Source organism: Streptomyces minutiscleroticus, assembly GCF_014650875.1.
Lineage (GTDB): Bacteria > Actinomycetota > Actinomycetes > Streptomycetales > Streptomycetaceae > Streptomyces > Streptomyces minutiscleroticus.
Map to the genome: position 1 here is coordinate 288518 of NZ_BMVU01000004.1, position 22852 is coordinate 311369.

Sequence of the window (22852 nt, forward strand, 5' to 3'; positions counted from 1 at the left end):
ACGCGTTCGCGCGTGCCGTGAGCGCGCGGGGGCCGCCGGTCGCGCGCGGCGCCGTGCCAGCGTGCCGTCCCGCGCCGGGCGGCGGAGCCATTCGCTACCGTGGATCGGATGAGCGCTCAGGAGCAGTCACCCGACGATGCGGGCGTCCCTGCAGGAACACACCCGCGTTCGCTCGCCGAGGACCTGCGGGCCCGCGACGACGACTCCCTGGCCGCGCTGCTGCGCGCCCGCCCCGACCTGATCACACCCGTGCCGACCGACCTCACCCAGCTCGCCACCCGCGCCGGGACGCGGGCCTCGGTGATCCGGGCCCTGGAGCGGCTCGACCGGTTCGCGCTGCAGACGGCGGAGGCGCTGGCCGTGGCCCCGGACCCGGCCGCGTACGACACGCTGCTCGGGCTGCTGGCGGGCGACGACGGGGACCCGGAGACCGCCCGCGAACTGCCGCGCGCCCTCGGGACGCTGCGCGCGCAGGCCCTGGTGTGGGGCGGGGACGACCGGCTGCGCCTGGTCCGCACCGCCCGCGAACTGCTCGCGCCCTCCCCGCAGCACCCCTCGCCCACCGGCCTCGGGCCGACCGTCGCGGAGGCGGCCGCGGGCATGTCGCCGGGCCGCATCCAGGAGATCGTGACCACGGCGGGCCTGCCGTCCACGCACGACGCGGTCTCGGCGGTCGCCGCGCTCACCGGGCTGTTCACCGACCGGGAGCGGATGTCCGCGCTCCTCGACGACGCGCCCGCCGACTCCGTCGAGGTGCTGTCCCGGCTGGTCTGGGGCCCGCCGTACGGCCAGGTGACCGCCGACCCCGCGCCCCGGCTGCGCTGGCTGCTCGACCGGGGCCTGCTGCTGCCGACGGCGCCCGGCACCGTCGTCCTGCCCCGCGAGGTGGCCCTCCACCTGCGGGCGGGCCGCGCCCACCGCACCGTGGAGCCGCTGCCGCCCGCCGTCGAACCGGGCGCGACGCACCGTCCCCAGGTGGTGGACGCGACGGCGGCCGGGCAGGCGTTCACCGCGCTCACGACCGTCGAGGAGCTGCTGAAGGACTGGGACGAGGGCGGCCCCGCCGTGCTGCGCGCGGGCGGCCTGAGCGTGCGCGACCTGAAGCGGACGGCGACCGCCCTGGACGTCCCCGAACCGGTGGCCGCGTTCTGGGTGGAACTCGCCTACGCGGCCGGTCTGCTGGCCTCCGACGGCGAGGCCGACGAGCGCTACGCGGCGACCCCCGCGTACGACGAGTGGCTCCAGCTGCCCACGGCCGAGCGCTGGGCGCGGCTGGTGGGCGCGTGGCTGCCCGCGACCCGTACGCCGGGGCTGGTCGGCGGCCGTGACGCCAAGGACCGCACGCTGTCCGCGCTGGGCCCTGGCCTGGACCGCTCCTCGACGCCCGAGGTGCGCCGGCGCGTGCTGGCCCTGCTGGCGGGGCTGCCCGAGGGCGCCTCGGCCGACGCCGCGTCGCTCACGGCCCGGCTGCGCTGGGAGCGGGCGCTGCGCGGCACCGCGCAGGCCGGCGACGACCTGCGCGCCCGGCTGGTCGAGTGGACGCTGTCCGAGGCGGAGCTGCTGGGCGTCACCGGGCGGGGCGCGCTGTCCGCGCACGGGCGGGCGCTGCTCGGCGACGGGCCGTCCGGCGCGGACGGCACTGCGGACGGCGCGGGAGCCGCGGCGAACGGCACGGACGGAACGGGCCCCTCGGCGGACGAAGCGGCCGGAACGGGCGCCTCGGACGGTCCGGGCGCCTCGCAGGGGGCAGCCGGCACGGGCGGCCCGGTCGATCCGGAGGGGGCAGTCGGCACGGGCGGCCCGGAGAGGGCGGTCGGCCCGGACGGCCCGGCCGGTCCGGACCGCTCGGGTGCCGCGGGCGGTGCCGGGGTTCCCGGCGCGCGTCCGTCCTCCCCGCCTTCCCCGCCCTCCTCGCGCGGTCCCGCCTCCCGTACCCCCGCCGAGGCGGCCGTCGCCGCCGCGCGGGCCGCGCGGCTGCTCGCGCCGCTGCTGCCCGAGCCGCTCGACCACGTGCTGCTCCAGGCGGACCTGACCGCGGTCGCGCCGGGCCCGCTGCAGCGGCCGCTGGCCGAGACGCTCGGCGTGCTCGCGGACGTGGAGTCGAAGGGCGGCGCGACCGTGTACCGGTTCACGCCGGGTTCGGTGCGGCGCGCGCTCGACGCCGGGCGCACCGCCTCCGACCTGCACGCCTTCCTGACCGCACACTCCCGTACGCCGGTGCCGCAGCCGCTGGCGTACCTGATCGACGACGTGGCGCGGCGGCACGGGCAGCTCCGGATCGGCGCGGCGTCCGCGTACGTGCGCTGCGACGACGACGCGATGCTGAACGAGATCCTCGCCGACAAGCGCGCCGCGTCCCTGCGGCTGCGCCGCCTCGCGCCCACCGTCCTCGCGGCCCAGGCCGACCCGGCGTCGCTGCTGGAGGCCCTGCGCGCGATGGGCTTCGCGCCCGCGGCCGAGTCCCCGGAGGGCGACGTCCTGATCACCCGGGCGCACGCCCACCGCACCCCGCCGCGCACGGCGCCCGAGCCGGTCCCGGACGGCCCGCCCGTCCCGGACACCACGCTCCTGACCGCCGCGATCCGGGCCGTCCGGGCCGGCGACCTCGCCGCGACGGCCCCGCGCAGACAGGGCCCGGAGCGCACCGGGGAGGACAGCGGCTCCCTCCCGCGCACCTCCGCCGCCGAGACCCTCGCCACCATGCAGGCCGCCGTCCTGACCGGCGACTCCCTGTGGATCGGCTACGTCAACGCCGAGGGAGCCGCCAGCCAGCGCGTCATCGCCCCGGTCCGCGTCGAGGGCGGCTTCGTCACGGCGTACGACCACACCGCCGACGAGGTGCGCACCTACCCCCTGCACCGGGTGACCGGGGTGGCGGAGCTGGCCGACGACCGCACGTGACACCGGACCCGTCGGCGTACGGGCCGGGTTCCGGCGTACGGACCGGACGCGACGGCGTACGGACCGGGCCCTGCGGCGTACGGACCGGGTCCGGTTCCGGGCCGCGGGTGCGCGGAGGCGGGAGCGGGACCCCGGTGTGATCGTCGGCCGATGCGGCACACTGGACGTTTGGCCGAGCACCCCTTTCTTCCGCCGGGGTGCCGCCGTGCAGAAAGGGACGCGCGTTGAACGGACCCCTCATCGTCCAGTCGGACAAGACCCTCCTCCTGGAGGTCGACCACGAGCAGGCCGACGCGTGCCGCCGGGCCGTCGCACCCTTCGCCGAGCTGGAGCGGGCACCGGAGCACATCCACACCTACCGCGTGACGCCGCTGGGCCTGTGGAACGCCCGGGCCGCCGGGCACGACGCCGAGCAGGTCGTGGACGCGCTCGTGGAGTACAGCCGGTACCCGGTGCCGCACGCCCTCCTCGTGGACATCGCCGAGACCATGGACCGCTACGGGCGGCTGACGCTCACCAAGCACCCCGCCCACGGCCTGGTCCTCACCACCACCGACCGGCCGGTCCTGGAGGAGGTGCTGAAGTCGAAGCGGATCGCGCCGCTGGTCGGCGCGCGCATCGACCCCGACACCGTCGCCGTGCACCCCTCCGAGCGCGGCCAGATCAAGCAGACGCTGCTCAAGCTGGGCTGGCCCGCCGAGGACCTCGCCGGCTACGTCGACGGCGAGGCGCACCCCATCGAGCTGGCCGAGGACGGCTGGGCGCTGCGCCCGTACCAGAAGCAGGCGGTGGAGAACTTCTGGCACGGCGGGTCCGGCGTCGTCGTGCTGCCCTGCGGCGCGGGCAAGACCCTGGTCGGCGCCGGGTCCATGGCGCAGGCCAAGGCCACCACGCTGATCCTGGTCACCAACACCGTCTCCGCCCGGCAGTGGAAGCACGAGCTGGTGAAGCGGACCAGCCTCACCGAGGACGAGATCGGCGAGTACAGCGGGACGAAGAAGGAGATCCGCCCGGTCACCATCGCCACCTATCAGGTGCTGACGACCAGGCGGAAGGGCGTCTACCCGCACCTGGAGCTGTTCGACTCCCGCGACTGGGGGCTCATCGTCTACGACGAGGTGCACCTGCTGCCCGCGCCGGTCTTCAAGTTCACCGCCGACCTCCAGGCGCGGCGGCGGCTCGGCCTGACCGCGACGCTGGTGCGCGAGGACGGCCGCGAGTCGGACGTGTTCTCGCTGATCGGGCCGAAGCGCTTCGACGCCCCGTGGAAGGAGATCGAGGCGCAGGGCTACATCGCGCCCGCCGACTGCGTCGAGGTCCGCGTCAACCTGACCGAGTCCGAGCGGCTGGCGTACGCGACCGCCGAGGCGGAGGAGAAGTACCGCTTCTGCGCGACGACCGCGACGAAGCGCAAGGTCACCGAGGCGATCGTGAAGCGCTTCGCGGGCCAGCAGATCCTCGTCATCGGCCAGTACATCGACCAGCTCGACGAGCTGGGCGAGCACCTGGGCGCGCCGGTCATCAAGGGCGAGACGTCCAACGCGCAGCGCGAGAAGCTCTTCGACGCGTTCCGCGAGGGCGAGCTGAACGTCCTGGTGGTGTCGAAGGTCGCCAACTTCTCGATCGACCTGCCGGAGGCGACGGTCGCGATCCAGGTGTCGGGCACGTTCGGCTCGCGCCAGGAGGAGGCCCAGCGGCTCGGCCGCGTGCTGCGCCCGAAGGCGGACGGCCACCAGGCGCACTTCTACTCGGTCGTCGCGCGCGACACCATCGACCAGGACTTCGCCGCCCACCGCCAGCGCTTCCTGGCGGAACAGGGCTACGCGTACCGGATCATGGACGCGGACGAGCTGCTCGCGGAGAGCTGACGGGCCTCCCCGGGGCATCGGCCGACGGGCCTCGACGGGGAGTTCGACCGGGGCCCGGGGGCTCGGCAGGGACTCGGCGGCTCGGCAGGGACTCGGGGGCTCGGCAGGGACTCGGCGGCTCGGCAGGGACTCGGCGGCTCGGCAGGGACTCGGCGGCTCGGCGGATCTCAGTGGAGCTTGCGGCGGACTCCCGCCTCCTCCTCGTACGCGCCGAGGACCACCACGTCGAAGGCGGCGCCCGCGAAGGCTCTGGCGGCGCGCAGGGCGTCGCCGAGGAGGCGGCGGCGGCCGGCGTCGAGGGCGGAGGTGCCGCCCGACGGATGGCCGGACCGGGAGGAGGCCGGGACGAAGGTTGCTGCGCTCATGGCTCCATGGTGGGATCCGGCCGCCCCACCGGGCATCGGCCTTCCGGCCGAACCCGCGCGAACCCGGCGTACGCCTCAAGGGCGACCCGTCCCCCTACGGTTCCCCTAGGGACTCCCCCGGTCCGAAGGTCCGGCCGGTGGCGCGAGACCGGCGAACGGCACAGGGCGAGCCGCAGGAAAAACGGTTGGCCCCCGCCTGTCCCGCTCCCCTAGAATCTCGGCTCCTGTGCCTCCCCCGGCGGCCACCGGCGGAGGCCCCGCCCGCCTCCCACTCGTGGAGTGCCGCCGTCCGGACGGAAACCGGCCGGCTCACCGACCAGCAGGTTCTCCGGAGGCAATCCCCGTGTCCACCCTGTCCGACGACCCCCTCGGCACCACCGACCCCCTCGACCCGCTGTCCCGCGAACGCGGGCACCTCGCCGCGTCCCGCGCCGCCCTGCGCGCCATGCGCGCCGACGTCGAGTCCCTCGACATCCGCGACGTCACGGCGAACTGGGTCAACGCCGAGGTCCTCGCCCGTCAGATCGACGAGCGCATCAAGTCCCTCGCGGACCTGAGCCACACCCCGCTGTTCTTCGGCCGGCTCGACTACCTGCACGCTCCCCCGCTCTCGACTTCGCTCGAGCGGGGGGACCCCCACGGCGCCGAGCGGGCCGAGGGCGCGGAGGGCGAGTCGTTCTACATCGGGCGGCGGCACGTCCACGACGCGGACGGCGACCCCATGGTCGTCGACTGGCGCGCCCCGGTCTCGCAGCCGTTCTACCGGGCCTCCAAGAAGGACCCGATGGACGTCGGGCTGCGGCGCCGCTTCGGCTACACCGGCGGCGACCTCACCGCGTACGAGGACGAGCACCTCTCCGACCCGGCCGAGGCGGCCACCGCGAGCAAGCTGCTCCAGCAGGAGATCGAGCGCCCGCGCGTGGGCCCGATGCGCGACATCGTCGCCACCATCCAGCCCGAGCAGGACGAGATCGTCCGCAGCGGACTCGGCGGCACGGTGTGCGTCCAGGGCGGCCCCGGCACCGGGAAGACGGCCGTCGGCCTGCACCGTGTCGCGTACCTGCTCTACGCCCACCGCGAGCGGCTCGCCCGCACCGGCACCCTCGTCATCGGGCCCAACGCGTCGTTCCTGCACTACATCGAGCAGGTGCTGCCCGCCCTCGGCGAGCTCCAGGTCGCCCAGGCCACGGTCGACGACCTGGTGGCGCACGTCGAGGTGCGCGGCACGGACGACGCGACGGCCGCGGTCGTCAAGGGCGACGCCCGGATGGCGGCGGTGCTGCGCCGCGCCCTGCGCTCCCACGTCACCCCGCCCACCGAGCCGGTCGTGGTCGTGCGCGGCTCCCGGCGCTGGCGCGTGCCCGCCCACGAACTGGAGGAGATCGTCCGGGAACTGCTGGACCGCGACATCCGGTACGGGGCCGCGCGCGAGGCGCTGCCGCAGCGGATCGCGCACGCCGTGCTGGTGCAGATGGAGCGGGCGGGCGAGGCCCCGGACGACCGTGTGCAGGACGCGGTCGCCCGCAACGCGGCGGTGAAGGCGGCCGTCAAGGCCGTCTGGCCGCCGGTCGACCCGGCCAAGCTGGTGCTGCGCCTGCTGTCCGACGCGGACTTCCTCGCCGAGCACGCGGCGGGGATCCTCGACGAGGACGAGCAGAAGGCGATCCTGTGGGAGCGCCCGGCGCGGTCGGTGAAGTCCGCCAAGTGGTCGGCCGCCGACGCCGTGCTGATCGACGAGGCGACGGACCTCGTGCAGCGCACGCACTCGCTCGGGCACGTGGTGCTCGACGAGGCGCAGGACCTGTCGCCGATGCAGTACCGGGCGGTGGGCCGACGCTGCTCCACGGGTTCCGCCACCGTCCTCGGCGACCTCGCCCAGGGCACCACGCCCTGGGCGACGCGCAGCTGGGAGGAGGCGCTGGGCCACCTCGGCAAGGACGACGCGGTGGTCGAGGAGCTGACGGCGGGCTTCCGCGTGCCGACGGACGTGATCACGTACGCGTCCCGGCTGCTGCCGCACATCGCGCCGGGCCTGACGCCGGTGGCCTCGGTCCGGGAGAACCCCGGCTTCTTCGCGGTGCGCGCCGCCTCGGGCGACGCCGACGTGGTGGCCGCGTGCGAGGAGCTGCTGCGCAACGAGGGCTCGACGGGCCTGATCGCCGCGGACGCCCGCGTTCCGGCGCTGGCCGCCGCGCTGGCGGAGGCCGGGCTGCCGTACCTGGGACCGGGCGAGGAGACGACCGGGCGGACCCGGCTGACCCTCGTCCCGGCCTCGCTGGCCAAGGGCCTGGAGTACGACTACGTGGTCCTGGACGAGCCGTCCGCCGTCGTCGCCGGCGAACCGGACGAGCGCACCGGCCTGCGCCGCCTGTACGTGGCGCTGACCCGCGCGGTGTCGGGCCTGATCGTCACGCACACGCGGCCGCTGCCGGCACAGCTCGGCTGAGCCCCGGCGCCACCACCGGTGGCGGTCCGGCGCCGGGACCGCCGCCGGACCCGGCGAAGACATACGGCCCCGGGCCCGGCCCGCGCCCCGGCCGAGGCGTACGGCCGCCGGGCCCGGCGGCGGCTTCGGCCGATCCGAGGCGGCGGAACCCCGCGGCGGCTCCGACCCGCCGGTCGGTACCGACGTACCGGGGCCGCCCAGTGAGCCGGCGCCCTGCGGGCCGGGCCCCTCCGACGGACCGGAGCCGTCACCGACGAGCCGGAACCTCCCGGCGGACCCGGACCACCCTGCGGACCCGGACCACCCTGCGGACCCGGGCCGTCCGGCGGGCCGGGGGCGTCAGCCCACCGGCACCGTCTGCGGGGCCGGTTCGTCCACCGCCGTGCGCCAGGCGCGGACCGCCGCCGCCGACACCGGGGAGGTCCAGCCCTCGGGACGGGCCGCCCCGCCGATGTGGAAGGCGTCGATCCCGGCGGCGCGCAGCCGCGGCACGTGGTCGAGGCGGAGGCCGCCGCCGACCATGAGGCACTGCGCGTACCCGGGTTCGCCCCGGCGCGCCGCCTCCGCCACGAGCGTGTCGAGACCGGCGTCCACCCCGGCCGCCGAACCCGCGGTGAGGTAGGTGTCGAGGCCGGGCGCGTCCGCGAGCAGCCCGCGCAGGGCGTCCCGGTCGGCGGCCCGGTCGATCGCCCGGTGGAACGTCCACCGGCAGCCGTCCAGCTCCGCCACGATCCGCTCGACCGCCGCCAGGTCGGGACCGCCCGCCGGGTCCAGGAAGCCCAGCACGAACTCGTCCGCCCCGGCGGCCCGCAGCTCCCGGGCGACCCGCACGAGCCGGGCGGACTGCTCGGCGTCCCCCGCCGCGAAGCCGTCGGCCAGCCGCAGCATCACGCGCAGCGGGATGTCGACGGCCGCCCGGACCGCGGTGAACACGGCGGCGGACGGGGTCAGTCCGTCGGCCGCCATGTCGGTCACCAGCTCGAGGCGGTCGGCGCCTCCGGCCTGGGCCGCGACCGCGTCCTCCGCGTCGAGGGCGATCACCTCCAGCAGTGCACGCTCGTTCATGGGACCCCATTCCTCGGACGGTCGGGCGGCTACAGGTCTAGTCCAATCCGCCCCAGCCTACGCCCGCCCGCCCCCGCCCCGCGAGGTCGCCCCGTACGGGCCCGTACGGGGCGACCGGCACCCAGGCGGTCCCGGCCGGGACGGGCCGGCCGGGACAATGGGCGCCATGGCACCCGACCGGCACCCCGACCACGACGCCCTGCGCGAGCGCTGGGCCGCCGCCCTGCGCGCGGCCCGCGGCGCGTCCGCCCCCTCGCCCGGGACGCCGGCGCCCGACCCCGCGCCGTACGCCGACAACCTGCTCAAGCGCTGGTCGGAGCCGCAGCGCCGCTACCACACCGTCGAGCACCTCAGCGCGGTCCTCGACCACGTCGACACCCTCGCGGCACACGCCGGCGACCCGGACGTCGTCCGGCTCGCCGCATGGTTCCACGACGCGGTGTACCTGCCGGAGCGGTCCACGAACGAGGAGCGCTCGGCCCGCCTCGCCGAACGCGCCCTGCCCGAGGCCGGGGTGCCGCCGCGGAGGACGGCCGAGGTCGCCCGCCTGGTCCGGCTCACCGTCACCCACGACCCGGCGGACGACGACCGCGACGGGCAGGTGCTGTGCGACGCCGACCTGGCGGTCCTGGCGGCGGACGCGGAGACGTACGCGCGGTACGCGGCCGCCGTCCGCGAGGAGTACGCCTTCGTGCCCGACGACGCCTTCCGGCGGGGCCGCGCCGACGTCCTGCGGCAGCTGCTCGGCCTGCCCCGGCTCTTCCGCACCCCGCACGGGGCGGCCGCGTGGGAGGAGCCGGCCCGCCGCAACCTCGCCCGGGAGCTGGCGGAGCTGACGGGACCCGCGGCCCCGGCCGGCTGAGCCACGCCTTCGCGCGGCGGGCCCGGCACCCGGTGAATCCCGGCCGCGCCGGAGGCCGATCACCTATCCTCGCCGCATGCGGACCATGGGCGGGGACCAGGTGGAGGAAGCCGTCGCGGGCGCCGTGGCGCTGCTGCGGCCCGTGACCGGGGAGGACTGGGGCGTCCGCGCGGGACGGCTGGAGTGGACCTGCCGGCGGACCGCCGAGCACATCGCGTCGGAACTCATCGGCTACGCCGGGCAGCTGGCGGGGCGCGCGACCGAGGCGTACCTCCCCTTCGGCATCGCCCTGGCGGACGGCACCGGCAACGACGACGTCCTGGACGTGGTGGAGGCCGCCGGCGCGCTGCTCGCCGCCGCCGTCCGCACCACGCCGCGCGAGGTCCGCGCCTACCACCCGGCCCCCTTCCGGAGCGCGGGCCGCGAGGGCTTCGCCGCGATGGGCGTCACCGAGGCGCTGCTGCACACGCACGACATCGCCGTGGGGCTCGGTCTGGCGTACACGCCCCCGGAGCGGCTGTGCGAGGACGTGCTCACCCATATCTTCCCGCAGGTGCGGCCGGGGCCCGGGCACTGGCGGACGCTGCTGTGGGCGACGGGCCGCGGCGACCTGCCGGGCCGCCCGTCGGCCGACGGCTGGCGCTGGCACAACAACCTCGTGATCCGCGCGGAGCGGCTGACGCTCCAGGGCGTCACGCCCGCAGCCGCCGCCGACCTGCACACGGGCGGCACGGGCGGCTTCGACTGGCTCGGCGGCGCGCCCTACGAGGGCACGCAGTTCGCCGCCGGGATGCTCCTCAAGGCGTACGAGACCGGGGTGCACCGGCCGGAGTTCGGGATGTTCGCGCTGGTGCGCGAGGAGGACGGCCGGGCGGTCGGCGGCATGGGCTTCCACGGCGCCCCGGACGAGGAGGGCCGCGCCGAGGTCGGCTACGACCTGGTGGAGGAGGCCCGCGGCAACGGCTACGCGACCGAGGCGCTGCGCGCGCTGTCCGACCGGGCGCTCGCCCGCGACGACGTGCGCACGCTCTTCGCGACCGTCGACCGGGACAACCTCCCCTCCCAGGGCGTGCTCTCCCGCGCGGGCTTCCACCGCCTCGCCGAGGAGGACGACGAGGTACGGCAGTACGCGTACGAACGCCACCGCTGAGCCGGACGGCGTCCGGCGCCGCTCACCCCCCGGCCGTCCGGCCCGCCCCGCGGTGCTTCGGCCGGCGCAGCCCCGCCTCCGTGAGCCTGCGCAGCAGCTCCTTGCTGCCGACCTCCACCGCGCCCGCGCCGACCGCGTCCGCGTACCGGTGCGAGGGGAGGTCGTAGTGGTCGCGCTCGAAGGCCCGCCGGGGCACTCCGAGTTCCGCGGCGAACGCGTGCAGCTCCTCGTACGAGACGTCGCTGACCAGGTGGGACCACATGCGGCCGTGTCCCGGCCAGGTGGGCGGGTCGATGTAGAGGGTCACGACGCGGCGGCCCCGCCCGCCGGGCCCCCGCCGGCCGAGCCCAGCGAGCCGACCGCCGCGACCTGCACCCCCGCCTTGTGGCACACCCAGTGCGGGTCGGGGCCCAGTTCCGGCTCCACCTCCAGGGCGTGCGGGTCGCCGCTGCCGCACACGGGGCACAGCGGCCACCGCCCGTACCGTTCCAGCAGTGCGTCCTGGACGTCCTGGGCGACCAGCCCGGCCACGTAGTCGGCGCCCTGCGGCCACTGCTCGACCCACCAGCGCCGCTGTGCGACCGACTCCTCGACGAGGGAGACGATGTCCGCCTCGGCCACCTGGCCCGCGACGAGGTCGGCGAGCACGAGGGCGCGCGCCGCGTGCAGCGCCTGTTCCAGGGGGCTGATGGGGGGAGTGGCGTCCATGACACCATTGTGCGCCCCCGGGACGGCCCGGCGCGGGCCGCGCCCCCGGCCCCGCTCGCCGGCCGTCGCGCCCCCTGTTTCCGGGCCGTCACGTTCTCCGCCGGACCCTTGACCGCCCCCGCGTACGAAAATATCTTTCACCCGTGACCCATGACGTGAAGGAAATTTTCGCGGGTGACGCTCCCCCCGCCCCGGCCGCCCTCGCGGCCAAGGTGCGGACGCTCGCCCCGTCGATGACCCGCTCCATGCAGCGGGTCGCCGAGGCCGTCGCCGGTGACCCGGCCGGCTGCGCGGCCCTCACGGTCACCGGCCTGGCCGAGCTCACCGGCACCAGCGAGGCCACGGTGGTCCGCACCGCCCGCCTCCTCGGCTACCCCGGCTACCGCGACCTGCGGCTGGCCCTCGCCGGCCTCGCCGCCCAGCAGCAGTCCGGCAGAGCGCCCGCCGTCACCGCCGACATAGCCGTCGACGACCCGCTCCCCGACGTCGTCGCCAAGCTCGCCTACGACGAGCAGCAGACCCTGGCCGACACCGCCGCCGCCCTGGACACCGTGCAGCTCGGCGCCGCCGTCACCGCGCTCGCCGCCGCCCGGCGCGTGGACGTCTACGGCGTCGGCGCCTCCGGCCTGGTCGCCCAGGACCTCACCCAGAAGCTGCTGCGCATCGGCATCGTCTCCCACGCGCACAGCGACCCCCACCTCGCCGTCACCAACGCCGTGCAGCTGCGCGCCAAGGACGTGGCGATCGCCATCACCCACTCCGGTTCGACGGGCGACGTCATCGAACCGCTGCGCGTAGCCTTCGAGCACGGCGCGACCACGGTCGCGATCACCGGCCGCCCCGACGGCCCCGTCGCGCAGTACGCCGACCACGTCCTGACCACCTCCACCGCCCGCGAGAGCGAGCTGCGCCCCGCCGCGATGTCCTCCCGCACGAGCCAACTGCTCGTCGTGGACTGCCTGTTCGTAGGCGTGGCGCAGCGCACGTACGAGACGGCGGCGCCCGCCCTGTCCGCCTCGTACGAGGCGCTGGCGCACCGCCACAGCCCGCGCGGCGGCGGCGCCGCGCGCTGACCGCCCGCCACCACGCCGTACGCCATCCGCCACCGCTCCGTACGCCACCCGCCCCCGTCAGCAGCCCTCCGTCACCCGTGGACCCGGCCCGCGTCCACGCACCGCTCCGGCGCCCGGCGTCCGACGCCCGGAACCGGAGCACACGCAGCAGCACGGACCGCACGGAAAGAGCCGCCCCGCCATGACATCGACCGCCGACGCCTCCTCCCCCGACGCCTCCGCCCACCGCGACCTCCGCGCCCAGCTGGAGACCCTGACCACCGAGGCGTTCCGCCCCGAGCTCGCCGAGATCGACCGGCTGTCCACCCGGGAGATCGCCGAGATCATGAACGGCGAGGACGCCACCGTCCCGGCCGCCGTCGCGGCCCGGCTCCCGCAGATCGCCGCCGCCATCGACGCCACCGCCGAGCGCATGGCCCGCGGCGGCCGCCTGGTCTACGCGGGCGCCGGCACCGCGGGCCGCCTCGGCGTGCTCGACGCGTCCGAGTGCCCGCCCACCTTCAACACCGACCCCTCCGAGGTCGTCGGCCTGATCGCGGGCGGCCCCGACGCCATGGTCACCTCGGTCGAGGGCGCCGAGGACTCCGCGGAGCTGGCGGCCGCGGACCTGGACCGGCTGGGCATCGGCCCGGACGACGTGGTGGTCGGCGTCTCGGCCTCGGGCCGCACGCCGTACGCGGTCGGCGCCGTGGAGCACGCCCGCGCGGCCGGCGCCCTCACCATCGGCCTGTCCTGCAACGCCGGCAGCGCCCTCGCGGCCGCGGCCGACCACGGCATCGAGGTCGTCGTGGGCCCCGAGCTGCTCACCGGCTCCACCCGCCTGAAGGCGGGCACGGCCCAGAAGCTCGTCCTGAACATGCTGTCGACGGTCACGATGATCCGCCTCGGCAAGACGTACGGGAACCTGATGGTCGACGTACGGGCCTCGAACGACAAGCTCAGGGCGCGTTCCCGGCGCATCGTGGCCCTCGCCACCGGCGCCTGCGACGACGAGATCGAGGCGGCCCTGGAGGCGACCGGCGGCGAGGTGAAGAACGCGATCCTCGTCGTCCTCGGCGGCGTGGACGGCCCCACCGCCGCCGATCTGCTGGCCGCCTCCCGCGGCCATCTCCGCGCGGCCCTCGACCGCACCCGCTGACCCGGCCCCCACCGCCGGCCTCGTCCTCCCGGTACTCCCCCGTTCTCCGTCCCCCTGTCCCCTTCCCTCTGCCCCTCCCGCGTCCCGGGCCTCCTCCGGTACGCCCGATCACGTACGGAACATCCAGGTAAGACCCTTACATCCACCCCCCTCCCCACAGCAAGGCGCCCTCATGAACGTCGAGCACCACAAGGTCGCCGCCGCGATCCTCCCCCTCGTCGGCGGCCCCTCGAACGTCACGTCCACCGCCCACTGCATGACCCGGCTGCGCCTCGGCCTGGCGGACCGCGGCCTCGTCGACGACGACGGCCTGAAGGCGCTGCCCGCGGTGCTGGGCGTGGTCGAGGACGGCGACACGTACCAGATCGTCCTCGGGCCCGGCGTGGTCGCGCGGGTCACGTCGGAGTTCGAGGCGCTGCTCGCGCGGGCGGCGGACGATCCGGAGGCGGAGGCAGGGACGGAGGCGGAGACGGCGCCCGCCACCGCGTCCACCGCGCCCACCGCCGAGGAACTGGCCGCCCGCGGCGCCCGGTTGAGGGCGGCCCGCAAGCGGCGCAACGCCACGCCCGTCAAACTCCTCCTGCGCCGCGTGGCGAACATCTTCGTCCCGCTGATCCCCGCCCTGATCGGCTGCGGCGTCATCGCCGGTCTCAACGGCCTGCTGGTCAACGCCGGCTGGCTGCCCGGCCTCACCCCGGCCCTGGCCGCGATCTCCTCCGGCTTCATGTCCTTGATCGCCGTCTTCGTCGGCTTCAACACCGCCAAGGAGTTCGGCGGCACCCCGGTCCTGGGCGGCGCGGTCGCCGCGATCATCGTGTACGCCGGGGTCGCGAAGGTGACGGCGTTCGGCGTGACGCTCGCGCCGGGCCAGGGCGGCGTCCTGGGCGCGCTGGGCGCCGCGCTGCTGGCGGTGTACGTCGAGAAGTGGTGCCGCACCTGGGTGCCGGCCACGCTGGACGTGCTGGTGACGCCGACGCTGACGGTCCTGGTGTCCGGGCTGGCCACCCTCTTCGTCCTGATGTACGCGGCCGGCGAGGTGGCCGGCGCGATCGGCACGGCGGCGAACTGGCTGCTGTCCACGACCGGCGCCTTCGCGGGCCTGGTCCTGGGCGGGCTGTTCCTGCCGCTGGTGATGCTGGGCCTGCACCAGGCGCTCATCCCGATCCACACCACCCTCATCGAGCAGGAGGGCTACACCTCCCTGCTGCCGGTCCTGGCGATGGCGGGCGCGGGCCAGGTGGGCGCGGCCCTGGCGGTGCTGGCCCGGCTGAGCCGGACCCACTCCCTGCGCACCACCATCAGGTCCGCCCTCCCCGCCGGCCTGCTGGGCGTGGGCGAGCCCCTGATCTACGGCGTCTCGCTGCCGCTGGGGCGCCCGTTCGTCACGGCGTGCGCGGGCGGCGCGGCGGGCGGCGCCTTCGTGGGGCTGTTCTCGATGCTCGGCACGACGGTCGGCTCCACCGCCATCGGCCCCTCGGGCTGGGCCCTCTTCCCGCTCCTGCAGGGCACGCGGTCGCCGCTGCCCACGGTCCTGGTCTACGCGGGCGGCCTGCTCGTCGGCTACGCGGTGGGCTTCCTGGCCACGTACTTCTTCGGCCTGACCGCGGACCAGCGCCGCGAACTGGGCGCCGAGGAGCCCGGCCCGGACGGAGCCCCCGCGGACGGCGCCCCCGCCGGCCCGCCGACCGGGCCCCTGCCCGCGCAGCAGCCGGCCACGTAGCCCCGGCCCCGCACGCGCGGGCGGCGGGCGCCCCGGCAGCCCGAAGGCCGCAGGGGGAACGCCCCGGAAAGCGGACGTTCCGGGGAACGCCCGAGGGCGGCACCCCTCGAAAGAAGGGGTGCCGCCCTCGGAACGTCCTGGACGCGTCCGGTCCGCCGGGACCGGCCGTCTCCGATCCGTCGCCGGATCAGAAGTCCATGTCACCGCCCGGCATGCCGCCCGGAGCGGCCGCGGCGGCCTTCTCCGGCTTGTCGGCGATGACGGCCTCGGTGGTGAGGAAGAGCGCGGCGATGGAGGCGGCGTTCTGCAGCGCGGAACGGGTCACCTTCGCCGGGTCGATGATGCCTTCCTTGACCAGGTCGACGTACTCGCCGGTGGCGGCGTTCAGACCGTGACCCGGGGTCAGGTTGCGCACCTTCTCCACCACGACGCCGCCCTCGAGGCCGGCGTTGACGGCGATCTGCTTCAGCGGGGCCTCGAGGGCCAGCTTGACGGCGGCGGCACCGGTGGCCTCGTCGCCCTCCAGCTCCAGCTTCTCGAAGACCTGGGAGGCCTGCAGCAGGGCCACGCCACCACCGGCGACGATGCCCTCCTCGACGGCCGCCTTCGCGTTGCGGACGGCGTCCTCGATGCGGTGCTTGCGCTCCTTGAGCTCCACCTCGGTGGCGGCACCGGCCTTGATGACGGCCACGCCGCCGGCCAGCTTCGCCAGGCGCTCCTGCAGCTTCTCGCGGTCGTAGTCGGAGTCGCTGTTCTCGATCTCGGCGCGGATCTGGTTGACCCGGCCGGCGACCTGGTCGGCGGAGCCGGCGCCGTCGACGATGGTGGTCTCGTCCTTGGTGACGACGACCTTGCGGGCGCGGCCCAGGAGGTCCAGGGTCGCGTTCTCCAGCTTGAGGCCGACCTCCTCGGAGATGACCTCGCCGCCCGTGAGGATGGCGATGTCGCCGAGCATGGCCTTGCGGCGGTCGCCGAAGCCCGGGGCCTTGACGGCGACGGACTTGAAGGTGCCGCGGATCTTGTTGACGACCAGCGTGGACAGGGCCTCGCCCTCGACGTCCTCGGCGATGATCAGCAGCGGCTTGCCCGACTGCATGACCTTCTCCAGGAGCGGAAGGAGGTCCTTCACGTTGGAGATCTTGGAGTTGGCGATCAGGATGTACGGGTCGTCGAGGACGGCCTCCATACGCTCCATGTCGGTGGCGAAGTACGCCGAGATGTAGCCCTTGTCGAAGCGCATACCCTCGGTGAGCTCCAGCTCCAGACCGAAGGTCTGGGACTCCTCGACGGTGATGACGCCTTCCTTGCCGACCTTGTCCATGGCCTCGGCGATGAGCTCGCCGATCTGGACGTCGGCGGCGGAGATGGAGGCCGTGGAGGCGATCTGCTCCTTGGTCTCGACGTCCTTCGCCTGCTCCAGCAGGGCACCGGAGACGGCCTCGACGGCCTTCTCGATACCGCGCTTCAGGGCCATCGGGTTGGCGCCGGCGGCGACGTTGCGCAGGCCCTCGCGGACCAGCGCCTGGGCCAGGACGGTCGCGGTCGTCGTGCCGTCACCGGCGACGTCGTCCGTCTTCTTCGCGACCTCCTTGACCAGCTCGGCACCGATCTTCTCGTACGGGTCCTCGAGCTCGATCTCCTTGGCGATGGAGACACCGTCGTTGGTGATCGTGGGGGCGCCCCACTTCTTCTCGAGGACGACGTTGCGGCCCTTGGGGCCCAGGGTCACCTTGACGGCGTCCGCGAGCTGGTTCATGCCGCGCTCGAGGCCTCGCCGCGCCTCCTCGTCGAACGCGATGATCTTGGCCATGTGAAGTGGTCCTCCCAGTACGGATGGGGGTCCCCCCTCGCTCCGACCGGGGTCGAACGCTCGGGGGAGGTTGCTCCGGACCGCGCTGGCGCCCGCGACGGACGGCCTGCCTGCCGGTGGTTCCTTGCCCCACCCGGCCTGCGGGCCTCACCGACCCGGTCCTTCGTTGTCACTCTCACCTTCAGAGTGCTAACGCCAATAGTTAGCACTCGCCCCCCGAGAGTGCAAGGTGCGCCCGCGGGGCGGGCCCGCCGGAAGGCGGCTGCCGGGTGACGGGTGGACGCAGGGCGCGCCCGCGGAGCGGGCTCGTCGAGGGACGGTGACCGGTGACGGGCGGGCGCCGTGCGGCGGTGCGCGACCGGCGCACGGGGCGCACGTCTCCGGCGCGCCGGAGACTCCCGCGCCCCGCTCCGCCGCGGCCGGCACGCACTCGCGCCCGGACAGCCCGAAGGGCCCGTACCAGGAGGTACGAGCCCTTCGGGAAGAACGTCGCTGCAGTCAGTCGGCGCTTCAGCCGGCCACGCGGACCATGTCCGCCTGCGGTCCCTTCTGGCCCTGCGAGATCTCGAACTCGACCCGCTGGCCTTCCTCCAGGGTGCGGTAGCCGTCCATCTGGATCGCGCTGTAGTGGACGAATACATCCGCACCACCGTCGACCGCGATGAAGCCGTACCCCTTCTCCGCGTTGAACCACTTGACGGTGCCCTGAGCCATGCCTAACTCCCCTATTACTGGCCCTTGCACAGGACCGCACTTCGCGGACCCGGGTCAGACCTCACCCCCCAACGGTTGGGGGTGTGCGCCGGAACGCGTCGACCGCGGCTGAATGTATCTGTCCAACTGCCCTCTGCAACAGGTCAATCGGACGAGAATTCTGAGTACGCTCGATCCGGAATATGCGGAGAATTCGCGCAATGTCAGGGCAAGTCGGGCCACACGAAAGGCACTTAAGACGCAAAAGCCCTACACACTTTGGCTACTTCCTGTCGGGCTCCGGGCGGGAACTGATGTGCGCGGGACAGGAAAGAAGAAGCAGGTTCCCCAACTGTACCGCGCTCAACCATGCAGAATTGCCCCCTCCGCTTCTCTCGCGGAGGGGGCAATGAAGGTCACGCTCGGTGGCGGCCGGCGCGGCGGCCGCCGGGATCAGCAGCCGCCGGCCACGGCGGGGATGATCGACACGCCCGCGCCGTCCGGCGTGGCGGTCTCCAGTCCCTGCTCGAAGCGGACGTCGTCGTCGTTCACGTAGACGTTGACGAAGCGGCGCAGCTTGCCCTGGTCGTCCAGGACGCGGGCGGCGATGCCCGTGTGGTTCTTCTCCAGGTCGGCGATGACGTCGGCGAGGGTCGCGCCCTCGGCGCTCACCTCGGCCTGTCCGCCGGTGTAGGTGCGCAGGATGGTGGGGATGCGGACGGTGACGCTCATGGGGGTGTCTCCTCGGCTTCGCTGCTTCGCCCGGTGGCGCGGGCCGTCACGCACCACGCCACCGGCGGGGATTCCTTCGCTTCGCTTTACGCGATCACGCGAGGCCGGCCTCTCGGAAGGAGTCCAGGTTCGGGCGGATCGTCGCGGTCAGGCCCGTGCCCGCCACCGCGTCGAGGGTCTTCAGGCCGTCGCCGGTGTTCAGCACGACGGTGGTGAGGGAGGGGTCGAGGACGCCGGCCTCGATCAGCTTCTTCGTCACGCCGACCGTCACGCCGCCCGCCGTCTCGGCGAAGATGCCCTCGGTCCGGGCGAGCAGCCTGATGGCGTCGACGATCTGCCCGTCGTCCACGTCCTCCACCGCGCCGCCGGTGCGCCGGGCGATGTCGAGCACGTACGGCCCGTCCGCCGGGTTGCCGATGGCCAGGGACTTGGCGATGGTGTCCGGCTTCTGCGGCCGCACGACGTCGTGGCCCGCCTTGTAGGCGGTGGACACCGGGGAGCAGCCCTCGGCCTGGGCGCCGAAGATCTTGTACGGCCTGTCCTCGACCAGGCCGAGCTCGATCAGCTCCCGCAGACCCTTGTCGATCTTGGTGAGCTGGGAGCCCGAGGCGATCGGGACGACCAGCTGGTCGGGCAGCCGCCAGCCGAGCTGCTCGCAGATCTCGTACGCCAGGGTCTTGGAGCCCTCGGCGTAGTACGGCCGCAGGTTGACGTTGACGAAGCCCCAGCCCTCGCCCGCCGGGTCGCCGATGAGCTCGGAGCAGAAGCGGTTGACGTCGTCGTAGTTGCCCTCGATGCCGACGAGGTCGCCGCCGTAGACGGCGGCCATGACGATCTTGCCCTGCTCCAGGTCGTGCGGGATGAAGACGCAGGAGCGGAAGCCCGCGCGGGCGGCGGCCGCGCCGACGGCGCCGGCGAGGTTGCCCGTGGAGGAGCAGGACAGGGTGGTGAAGCCGAAGGCGCGGGCGGCCTCCAGCGCCTGCGCGACGACGCGGTCCTTGAAGGAGTGCGTCGGGTTGCCGGAGTCGTCCTTCACGTACAGGCCGCCGGTGACGCCCAGCTCGCGGGCGAGGTTGTCGGCCTTGACCAGCCGGGTCCAGCCGGGGTTGATGTTCGGCTTGTCCGCCACGTCGGCGGGGACGGGCAGCAGCGGCGCGTAGCGCCAGATGTTCGAGGGGCCCGCCTCGATCCGCTTGCGCAGTTCCTCGGCGTCGTGGCCGGAGAAGTCGTAAGCGATCTCCAGCGGGCCGAAACACTCCTCGCAGGCGAAGACCGGGCCGAGCGGGACGCGGTGGCCGCACTCGCGGCAGGACAGCGCGGTGGCGGGGCCGAGGTCGACGGTGTTCCCGCCGTTCGCGGCGTTCCCGGAGTTCGTGGTGCTTGCAACGGTCTGCACAGCCATGGAGGCGAGGCCCTTTCTCCTCATCTTCCTCACGACGCACCTCGCCGTGAGACGGATTTGGCACCTTCCCTAGCCGGGAGCCTCGCGGCGGCCGATCGGCACTGATCGGTACGAGAACCGGCTGGAGGGTTGCCGGGGCTTCAACGGGCCGTGTCCCTCTGCCCCTCTGGATGAGCGGTATTCGGTTGTCACCGGGCGTCTCGGCGACGCCCCGATCTGATTTAACGTGCAACGACCCTCGACATGCGATGGTCACCAACGTTGTTCAAGACTGTAACCGAAGGCCTGGATCGTTGAGGAAGACGTCCGAACCGCGAGATGGAGATCGCGCCGAAGCGTTTTGCACCCACAGGCAGACCGAGGGAGAGCCGCACGTGCTGGAAGAGGTCGAGCGCTGGCTGAGCACGCGCTCCTGGTCCGTTGCCGACCGCCCGTTGCACCGGCTCGTCGCCGCCAAGCGCGGTACGGGCTCGTCGGTGAGCGTGGTACTGCCCGCGCTCAACGAGGAGGCGACGGTCGGCGACATCGTCACGGTCGTCCGTGAGGAACTGGTGGAGCGCGCGCCGCTCGTCGACGAGATCGTCGTGATCGACTCGGGCTCCACCGACCGCACGGGCGAGGTCGCGCGGGCCGCGGGCGCACGGGTCGTGCACCGCGACGCCATACTGCCGCGCATCCCCGCCGTCCCCGGCAAGGGCGAGGTGCTCTGGCGCTCGCTGCTGGCCGCGCGCGGGGACATCATCTGTTTCGTCGACGCCGACCTGAAGGAGTTCTCCGCGGACTTCGTCACCGGCATCGTCGGCCCGCTGCTCACCGAGCCGGGCGTCGACCTGGTCAAGGCGATGTACGACCGGCCGCTGGGCTCCGCCGCAGGCCAGGGCGGGCGGGTCACCGAGCTGATGGCCAGACCGCTGCTGAACATGCACTGGCCCCGGCTGGCCGGCTTCGTCCAGCCGCTGGGCGGCGAGTACGCGGCCCGCCGCTCACTGCTGGAGCGGCTGCCCTTCCCCGTGGGGTACGGCGTGGAGCTGGGGCTGCTGGTGGACGCCCTGCACACCGTGGGCCTGGACGCGCTCGCCCAGGTCGACGTCGGGGAGCGCAAGCACCGCCACCAGGACGGGCAGGCGCTGGGCCGCATGGCCGCCACGATCTACCGCACCGCGCAGGTCCGGCTCGCCCGCGGCCATCTGGTGCGGCCGGTGCTCACGCAGTTCGAGCGGGGCGAGAACGGCTTCGAGCCGCGCGTCCACAGTGTCGACACCGAGGAGCGGCCGCCGATGATCAGCGTCGCCGAGTACGCCGAGCGCGAGGCGGCGTAGGCGGCGCGGGCCCCGCCCGCATCCGTCCGCGTCCGCCCGCACCCGTCCGCATCGCCCCGTACCGCCGCCGCTCCGACCGGACCGGTGGCGGTACGGGATGTTTGGTGACAGAACGTATACGGCTGAGCCGTACGTTTGAGCGTTTCCAGGCCGGGCTAGGTTGAGACTCATGGCTTCCACGCACGGTGTTCAGGGCTCACGTGTCCTCGTCGCCTCCAACCGCGGACCGGTGTCGTACGCGGTGGCCGAGGACGGTTCGCTGGTGTCGAAGCGCGGCGGCGGCGGGGTGGTGTCGGGGCTCTCGGCGATCGGGCCCGACGCGGACGCGCTGTGGGTGTGCTCGGCGCTCGGCGACGGCGACCGCGAGGCGGTGCGGCGCACGGACGGGCGCCTGGACCCCGCCGACTCGGGCGGCCAGCGCGTCAGAATGCTCGGCATCCCGCCCGAGGTGCACGCGGACGCGTACAACGGCATCGCCAACTCGGTGCTGTGGTTCGTGCACCACATGCTGTACCAGACCCCGCTGGAACCCGCCTTCGACACGGAGTTCCGGCGCCAGTGGGCGGCGTACGAGGAGTACAACCGCGCCTTCGCGCAGGCGCTGGCCGACGAGGCGGCCGAGGGCGCCGCGGTGCTGGTGCAGGACTACCACCTGACGCTGGTGCCCGGGATGCTCCGCGAACTCCGTCCCGACCTGCGCATCGGCCACTTCTCGCACACGCCCTGGGCGCCCGTGGAGTACTTCCGGATGCTGCCCGACGACATCGCCGAGCAGGTGCTGCGCGGCATGCTGGGCGCGGACCGCCTGGGCTTCCTCACCCAGCGCTGGGCCGACGCGTTCACGGCGTGCTGCGACGCCCTCGTCGGCGGCACCGGCTCCACGCGGACCGGCGTGCACGGGCTCGGCGCGGACGCGGACTTCCTGCGGGCCCGCTCGCACGAGGACGACGTCGAGGAGCGGATCACGGCGCTGCGCGAGGAGATCGGCGGCGCCCCCGGCGAGCGCCGGACGATCGTGCGCGTCGACCGGACCGAGCTGTCGAAGAACATCGTGCGCGGGCTGCTGGCCTACCGCCAGCTGCTGGAGGACCGCCCCGAGTGGCGCGAGCGCGTGGTGCACGTCGCCTTCGCCTACCCCTCGCGGCAGGACCTCGCCGTCTACCGCGACTACACCGCCGAGGTGCAGCGGGTCGCCGAGGAGATCAACTCCGCGTACGGCACGGACGGCTGGACCCCGGTGGTCCTGCACGTCAAGGACGACTTCGCCCGCTCGCTCGCCGCGTACCGGCTGGCGGACGTGGCGCTGGTGAACCCGATCCGGGACGGCATGAACCTGGTCGCCAAGGAGGTCCCGGTCGTCTCCGACGGGGGCTGCGCCCTGGTGCTGTCCCGGGAGGCGGGAGCCCACGAGGAGCTGGGCGAGGACGCGGTCACGGTGAACCCGTACGACGTGGTGGGCACCGCCGCGGCGCTGCACGAGGCGCTGTCGATGACGCCGGAGGAGCGCGCGGAGCGCAGCAAGCGGCTGGCCGCCGCGGCGACCGCACTGCCGCCCGCGAAGTGGTTCCTGGACCAGTTGCACGCGCTGGGCGACTGAGCA

General features: G+C 74.3%; 18 protein-coding genes and 1 riboswitch. Of the genes, 10 read left to right on the forward strand and 8 right to left on the reverse strand.

Annotation, left to right across the window (positions count from 1 at the left end; translation table 11 throughout):
• Positions 1-108: 108 nt before the first annotated feature.
• Together IE271_RS08460 and IE271_RS08465 are read left to right on the forward strand one after the other, a co-directional pair.
• Positions 109-2901 (forward strand): helicase-associated domain-containing protein, encoded by a 2793-nt coding sequence (locus IE271_RS08460; protein WP_190189560.1) that lies wholly within the window; start codon positions 109-111, stop codon positions 2899-2901.
• A 224-nt stretch (positions 2902-3125) separates the two neighbouring features.
• Positions 3126-4769: a DNA repair helicase XPB gene (locus IE271_RS08465; RefSeq protein ID WP_190189561.1), complete on the forward strand. Its 1644-nt coding sequence runs from the start codon at positions 3126-3128 to the stop codon at positions 4767-4769.
• Between the two features lie 167 nt (positions 4770-4936).
• Here the strand turns inward: IE271_RS08465 and IE271_RS08470 are convergent, their stop codons facing one another.
• The gene (locus tag IE271_RS08470) at positions 4937-5134 is read right to left on the reverse strand and encodes a hypothetical protein (protein ID WP_190189562.1); all 198 of its coding nucleotides are present in this window, start codon (positions 5132-5134) and stop codon (positions 4937-4939) included.
• A 343-nt stretch (positions 5135-5477) separates the two neighbouring features.
• On the opposite strand from IE271_RS08470, the gene IE271_RS08475 reads away from it, so the two are divergent.
• Complete coding sequence (locus IE271_RS08475; protein ID WP_190189563.1) at positions 5478-7580, forward strand: HelD family protein; 2103 nt, start codon at positions 5478-5480, stop codon at positions 7578-7580.
• 339 nt (positions 7581-7919) lie between these two features.
• Here IE271_RS08475 and IE271_RS08480 read toward each other — a convergent pair whose 3' ends face one another.
• Positions 7920-8645 (reverse strand): copper homeostasis protein CutC, encoded by a 726-nt coding sequence (locus IE271_RS08480; protein ID WP_190189564.1) that lies wholly within the window; start codon positions 8643-8645, stop codon positions 7920-7922.
• 166 nt (positions 8646-8811) lie between these two features.
• Between IE271_RS08480 and IE271_RS08485 the strand changes: the two genes are divergently transcribed.
• Together IE271_RS08485 and IE271_RS08490 are read left to right on the forward strand one after the other, a co-directional pair.
• Positions 8812-9507, forward strand: coding sequence for an HD domain-containing protein (locus tag IE271_RS08485; protein ID WP_190189565.1), 696 nt, complete (start codon positions 8812-8814; stop codon positions 9505-9507).
• Positions 9508-9583: 76 nt separating this feature from the next.
• Positions 9584-10657, forward strand: a complete 1074-nt coding sequence (locus tag IE271_RS08490) for a GNAT family N-acetyltransferase (RefSeq protein ID WP_190189566.1) — start codon at positions 9584-9586, stop codon at positions 10655-10657.
• A gap of 22 nt (positions 10658-10679) precedes the next feature.
• Here the strand turns inward: IE271_RS08490 and IE271_RS08495 are convergent, their stop codons facing one another.
• A complete protein-coding gene (locus tag IE271_RS08495) occupies positions 10680-10964 on the reverse strand; it encodes a DUF4031 domain-containing protein (protein ID WP_190189567.1) in 285 nt (94 codons plus the stop codon).
• Positions 10961-11365 (reverse strand): DUF8819 family protein, encoded by a 405-nt coding sequence (locus tag IE271_RS08500; protein WP_190189568.1) that lies wholly within the window; start codon positions 11363-11365, stop codon positions 10961-10963. Before IE271_RS08500 ends, IE271_RS08495 begins: the two co-directional genes overlap by 4 nt.
• A gap of 143 nt (positions 11366-11508) precedes the next feature.
• Here IE271_RS08500 and IE271_RS08505 point away from each other — a divergent pair, with 143 nt between their 5' ends.
• The 3 genes from IE271_RS08505 (at position 11509) to IE271_RS08515 (ending at position 15296) form a co-directional block, all read left to right on the forward strand.
• Positions 11509-12438 carry a MurR/RpiR family transcriptional regulator gene (locus IE271_RS08505; RefSeq protein WP_190189569.1) on the forward strand — a complete coding sequence of 310 codons (930 nt, stop codon included), beginning with the start codon at positions 11509-11511 and terminating at the stop codon, positions 12436-12438.
• 181 nt (positions 12439-12619) lie between these two features.
• On the forward strand, positions 12620-13576 hold the full coding sequence (gene murQ, locus IE271_RS08510; protein ID WP_190189570.1) for an N-acetylmuramic acid 6-phosphate etherase: 957 nt from the start codon (positions 12620-12622) through the stop codon (positions 13574-13576).
• 172 nt (positions 13577-13748) lie between these two features.
• The gene (locus IE271_RS08515; protein WP_190189571.1) at positions 13749-15296 is read left to right on the forward strand and encodes a PTS transporter subunit EIIC; all 1548 of its coding nucleotides are present in this window, start codon (positions 13749-13751) and stop codon (positions 15294-15296) included.
• Positions 15297-15483: 187 nt separating this feature from the next.
• Here the strand turns inward: IE271_RS08515 and groL are convergent, their stop codons facing one another.
• From groL to thrC, 4 genes are all read right to left on the reverse strand, one after another.
• On the reverse strand, positions 15484-17106 hold the full coding sequence (gene groL, locus IE271_RS08520; protein ID WP_190189572.1) for a chaperonin GroEL: 1623 nt from the start codon (positions 17104-17106) through the stop codon (positions 15484-15486).
• Positions 17107-17616: 510 nt separating this feature from the next.
• A complete protein-coding gene (locus IE271_RS08525) occupies positions 17617-17820 on the reverse strand; it encodes a cold-shock protein (RefSeq protein ID WP_003986833.1) in 204 nt (67 codons plus the stop codon).
• A 432-nt stretch (positions 17821-18252) separates the two neighbouring features.
• Complete coding sequence (locus tag IE271_RS08530; RefSeq protein ID WP_190189573.1) at positions 18253-18531, reverse strand: ubiquitin-like small modifier protein 1; 279 nt, start codon at positions 18529-18531, stop codon at positions 18253-18255.
• Positions 18532-18625: 94 nt separating this feature from the next.
• A complete protein-coding gene (gene thrC, locus IE271_RS08535; RefSeq protein ID WP_190189574.1) occupies positions 18626-19933 on the reverse strand; it encodes a threonine synthase in 1308 nt (435 codons plus the stop codon).
• Between the two features lie 17 nt (positions 19934-19950).
• Positions 19951-20110, reverse strand: a riboswitch (SAM riboswitch).
• Between the two features lie 197 nt (positions 20111-20307).
• Between thrC and IE271_RS08540 the strand changes: the two genes are divergently transcribed.
• Complete coding sequence (locus IE271_RS08540; RefSeq protein ID WP_190189575.1) at positions 20308-21252, forward strand: glucosyl-3-phosphoglycerate synthase; 945 nt, start codon at positions 20308-20310, stop codon at positions 21250-21252.
• Positions 21253-21421: 169 nt separating this feature from the next.
• On the forward strand, positions 21422-22849 hold the full coding sequence (locus tag IE271_RS08545; RefSeq protein ID WP_190189576.1) for an alpha,alpha-trehalose-phosphate synthase (UDP-forming): 1428 nt from the start codon (positions 21422-21424) through the stop codon (positions 22847-22849).
• The last annotated feature ends 3 nt before the right edge of the window (positions 22850-22852 follow it).

What these genes read in the sequence shown, in the direction of transcription:
- murQ (WP_190189570.1), top strand. Translation starts at nt 12,620, where the DNA reads ATGACATCGACCGCCGACGCCTCCTCCCCCGACGCCTCCGCCCACCGC.
- IE271_RS08480 (WP_190189564.1), bottom strand. Translation starts at nt 8,645, where the DNA reads ATGAACGAGCGTGCACTGCTGGAGGTGATCGCCCTCGACGCGGAGGAC.
- IE271_RS08515 (WP_190189571.1), top strand. Translation starts at nt 13,749, where the DNA reads ATGAACGTCGAGCACCACAAGGTCGCCGCCGCGATCCTCCCCCTCGTC.
- IE271_RS08500 (WP_190189568.1), bottom strand. Translation starts at nt 11,365, where the DNA reads ATGGACGCCACTCCCCCCATCAGCCCCCTGGAACAGGCGCTGCACGCG.
- thrC (WP_190189574.1), bottom strand. Translation starts at nt 19,933, where the DNA reads ATGGCTGTGCAGACCGTTGCAAGCACCACGAACTCCGGGAACGCCGCG.
- IE271_RS08460 (WP_190189560.1), top strand. Translation starts at nt 109, where the DNA reads ATGAGCGCTCAGGAGCAGTCACCCGACGATGCGGGCGTCCCTGCAGGA.
- IE271_RS08470 (WP_190189562.1), bottom strand. Translation starts at nt 5,134, where the DNA reads ATGAGCGCAGCAACCTTCGTCCCGGCCTCCTCCCGGTCCGGCCATCCG.
- IE271_RS08485 (WP_190189565.1), top strand. Translation starts at nt 8,812, where the DNA reads ATGGCACCCGACCGGCACCCCGACCACGACGCCCTGCGCGAGCGCTGG.
- groL (WP_190189572.1), bottom strand. Translation starts at nt 17,106, where the DNA reads ATGGCCAAGATCATCGCGTTCGACGAGGAGGCGCGGCGAGGCCTCGAG.
- IE271_RS08530 (WP_190189573.1), bottom strand. Translation starts at nt 18,531, where the DNA reads ATGAGCGTCACCGTCCGCATCCCCACCATCCTGCGCACCTACACCGGC.
- IE271_RS08545 (WP_190189576.1), top strand. Translation starts at nt 21,422, where the DNA reads ATGGCTTCCACGCACGGTGTTCAGGGCTCACGTGTCCTCGTCGCCTCC.
- IE271_RS08490 (WP_190189566.1), top strand. Translation starts at nt 9,584, where the DNA reads ATGCGGACCATGGGCGGGGACCAGGTGGAGGAAGCCGTCGCGGGCGCC.
- IE271_RS08525 (WP_003986833.1), bottom strand. Translation starts at nt 17,820, where the DNA reads ATGGCTCAGGGCACCGTCAAGTGGTTCAACGCGGAGAAGGGGTACGGC.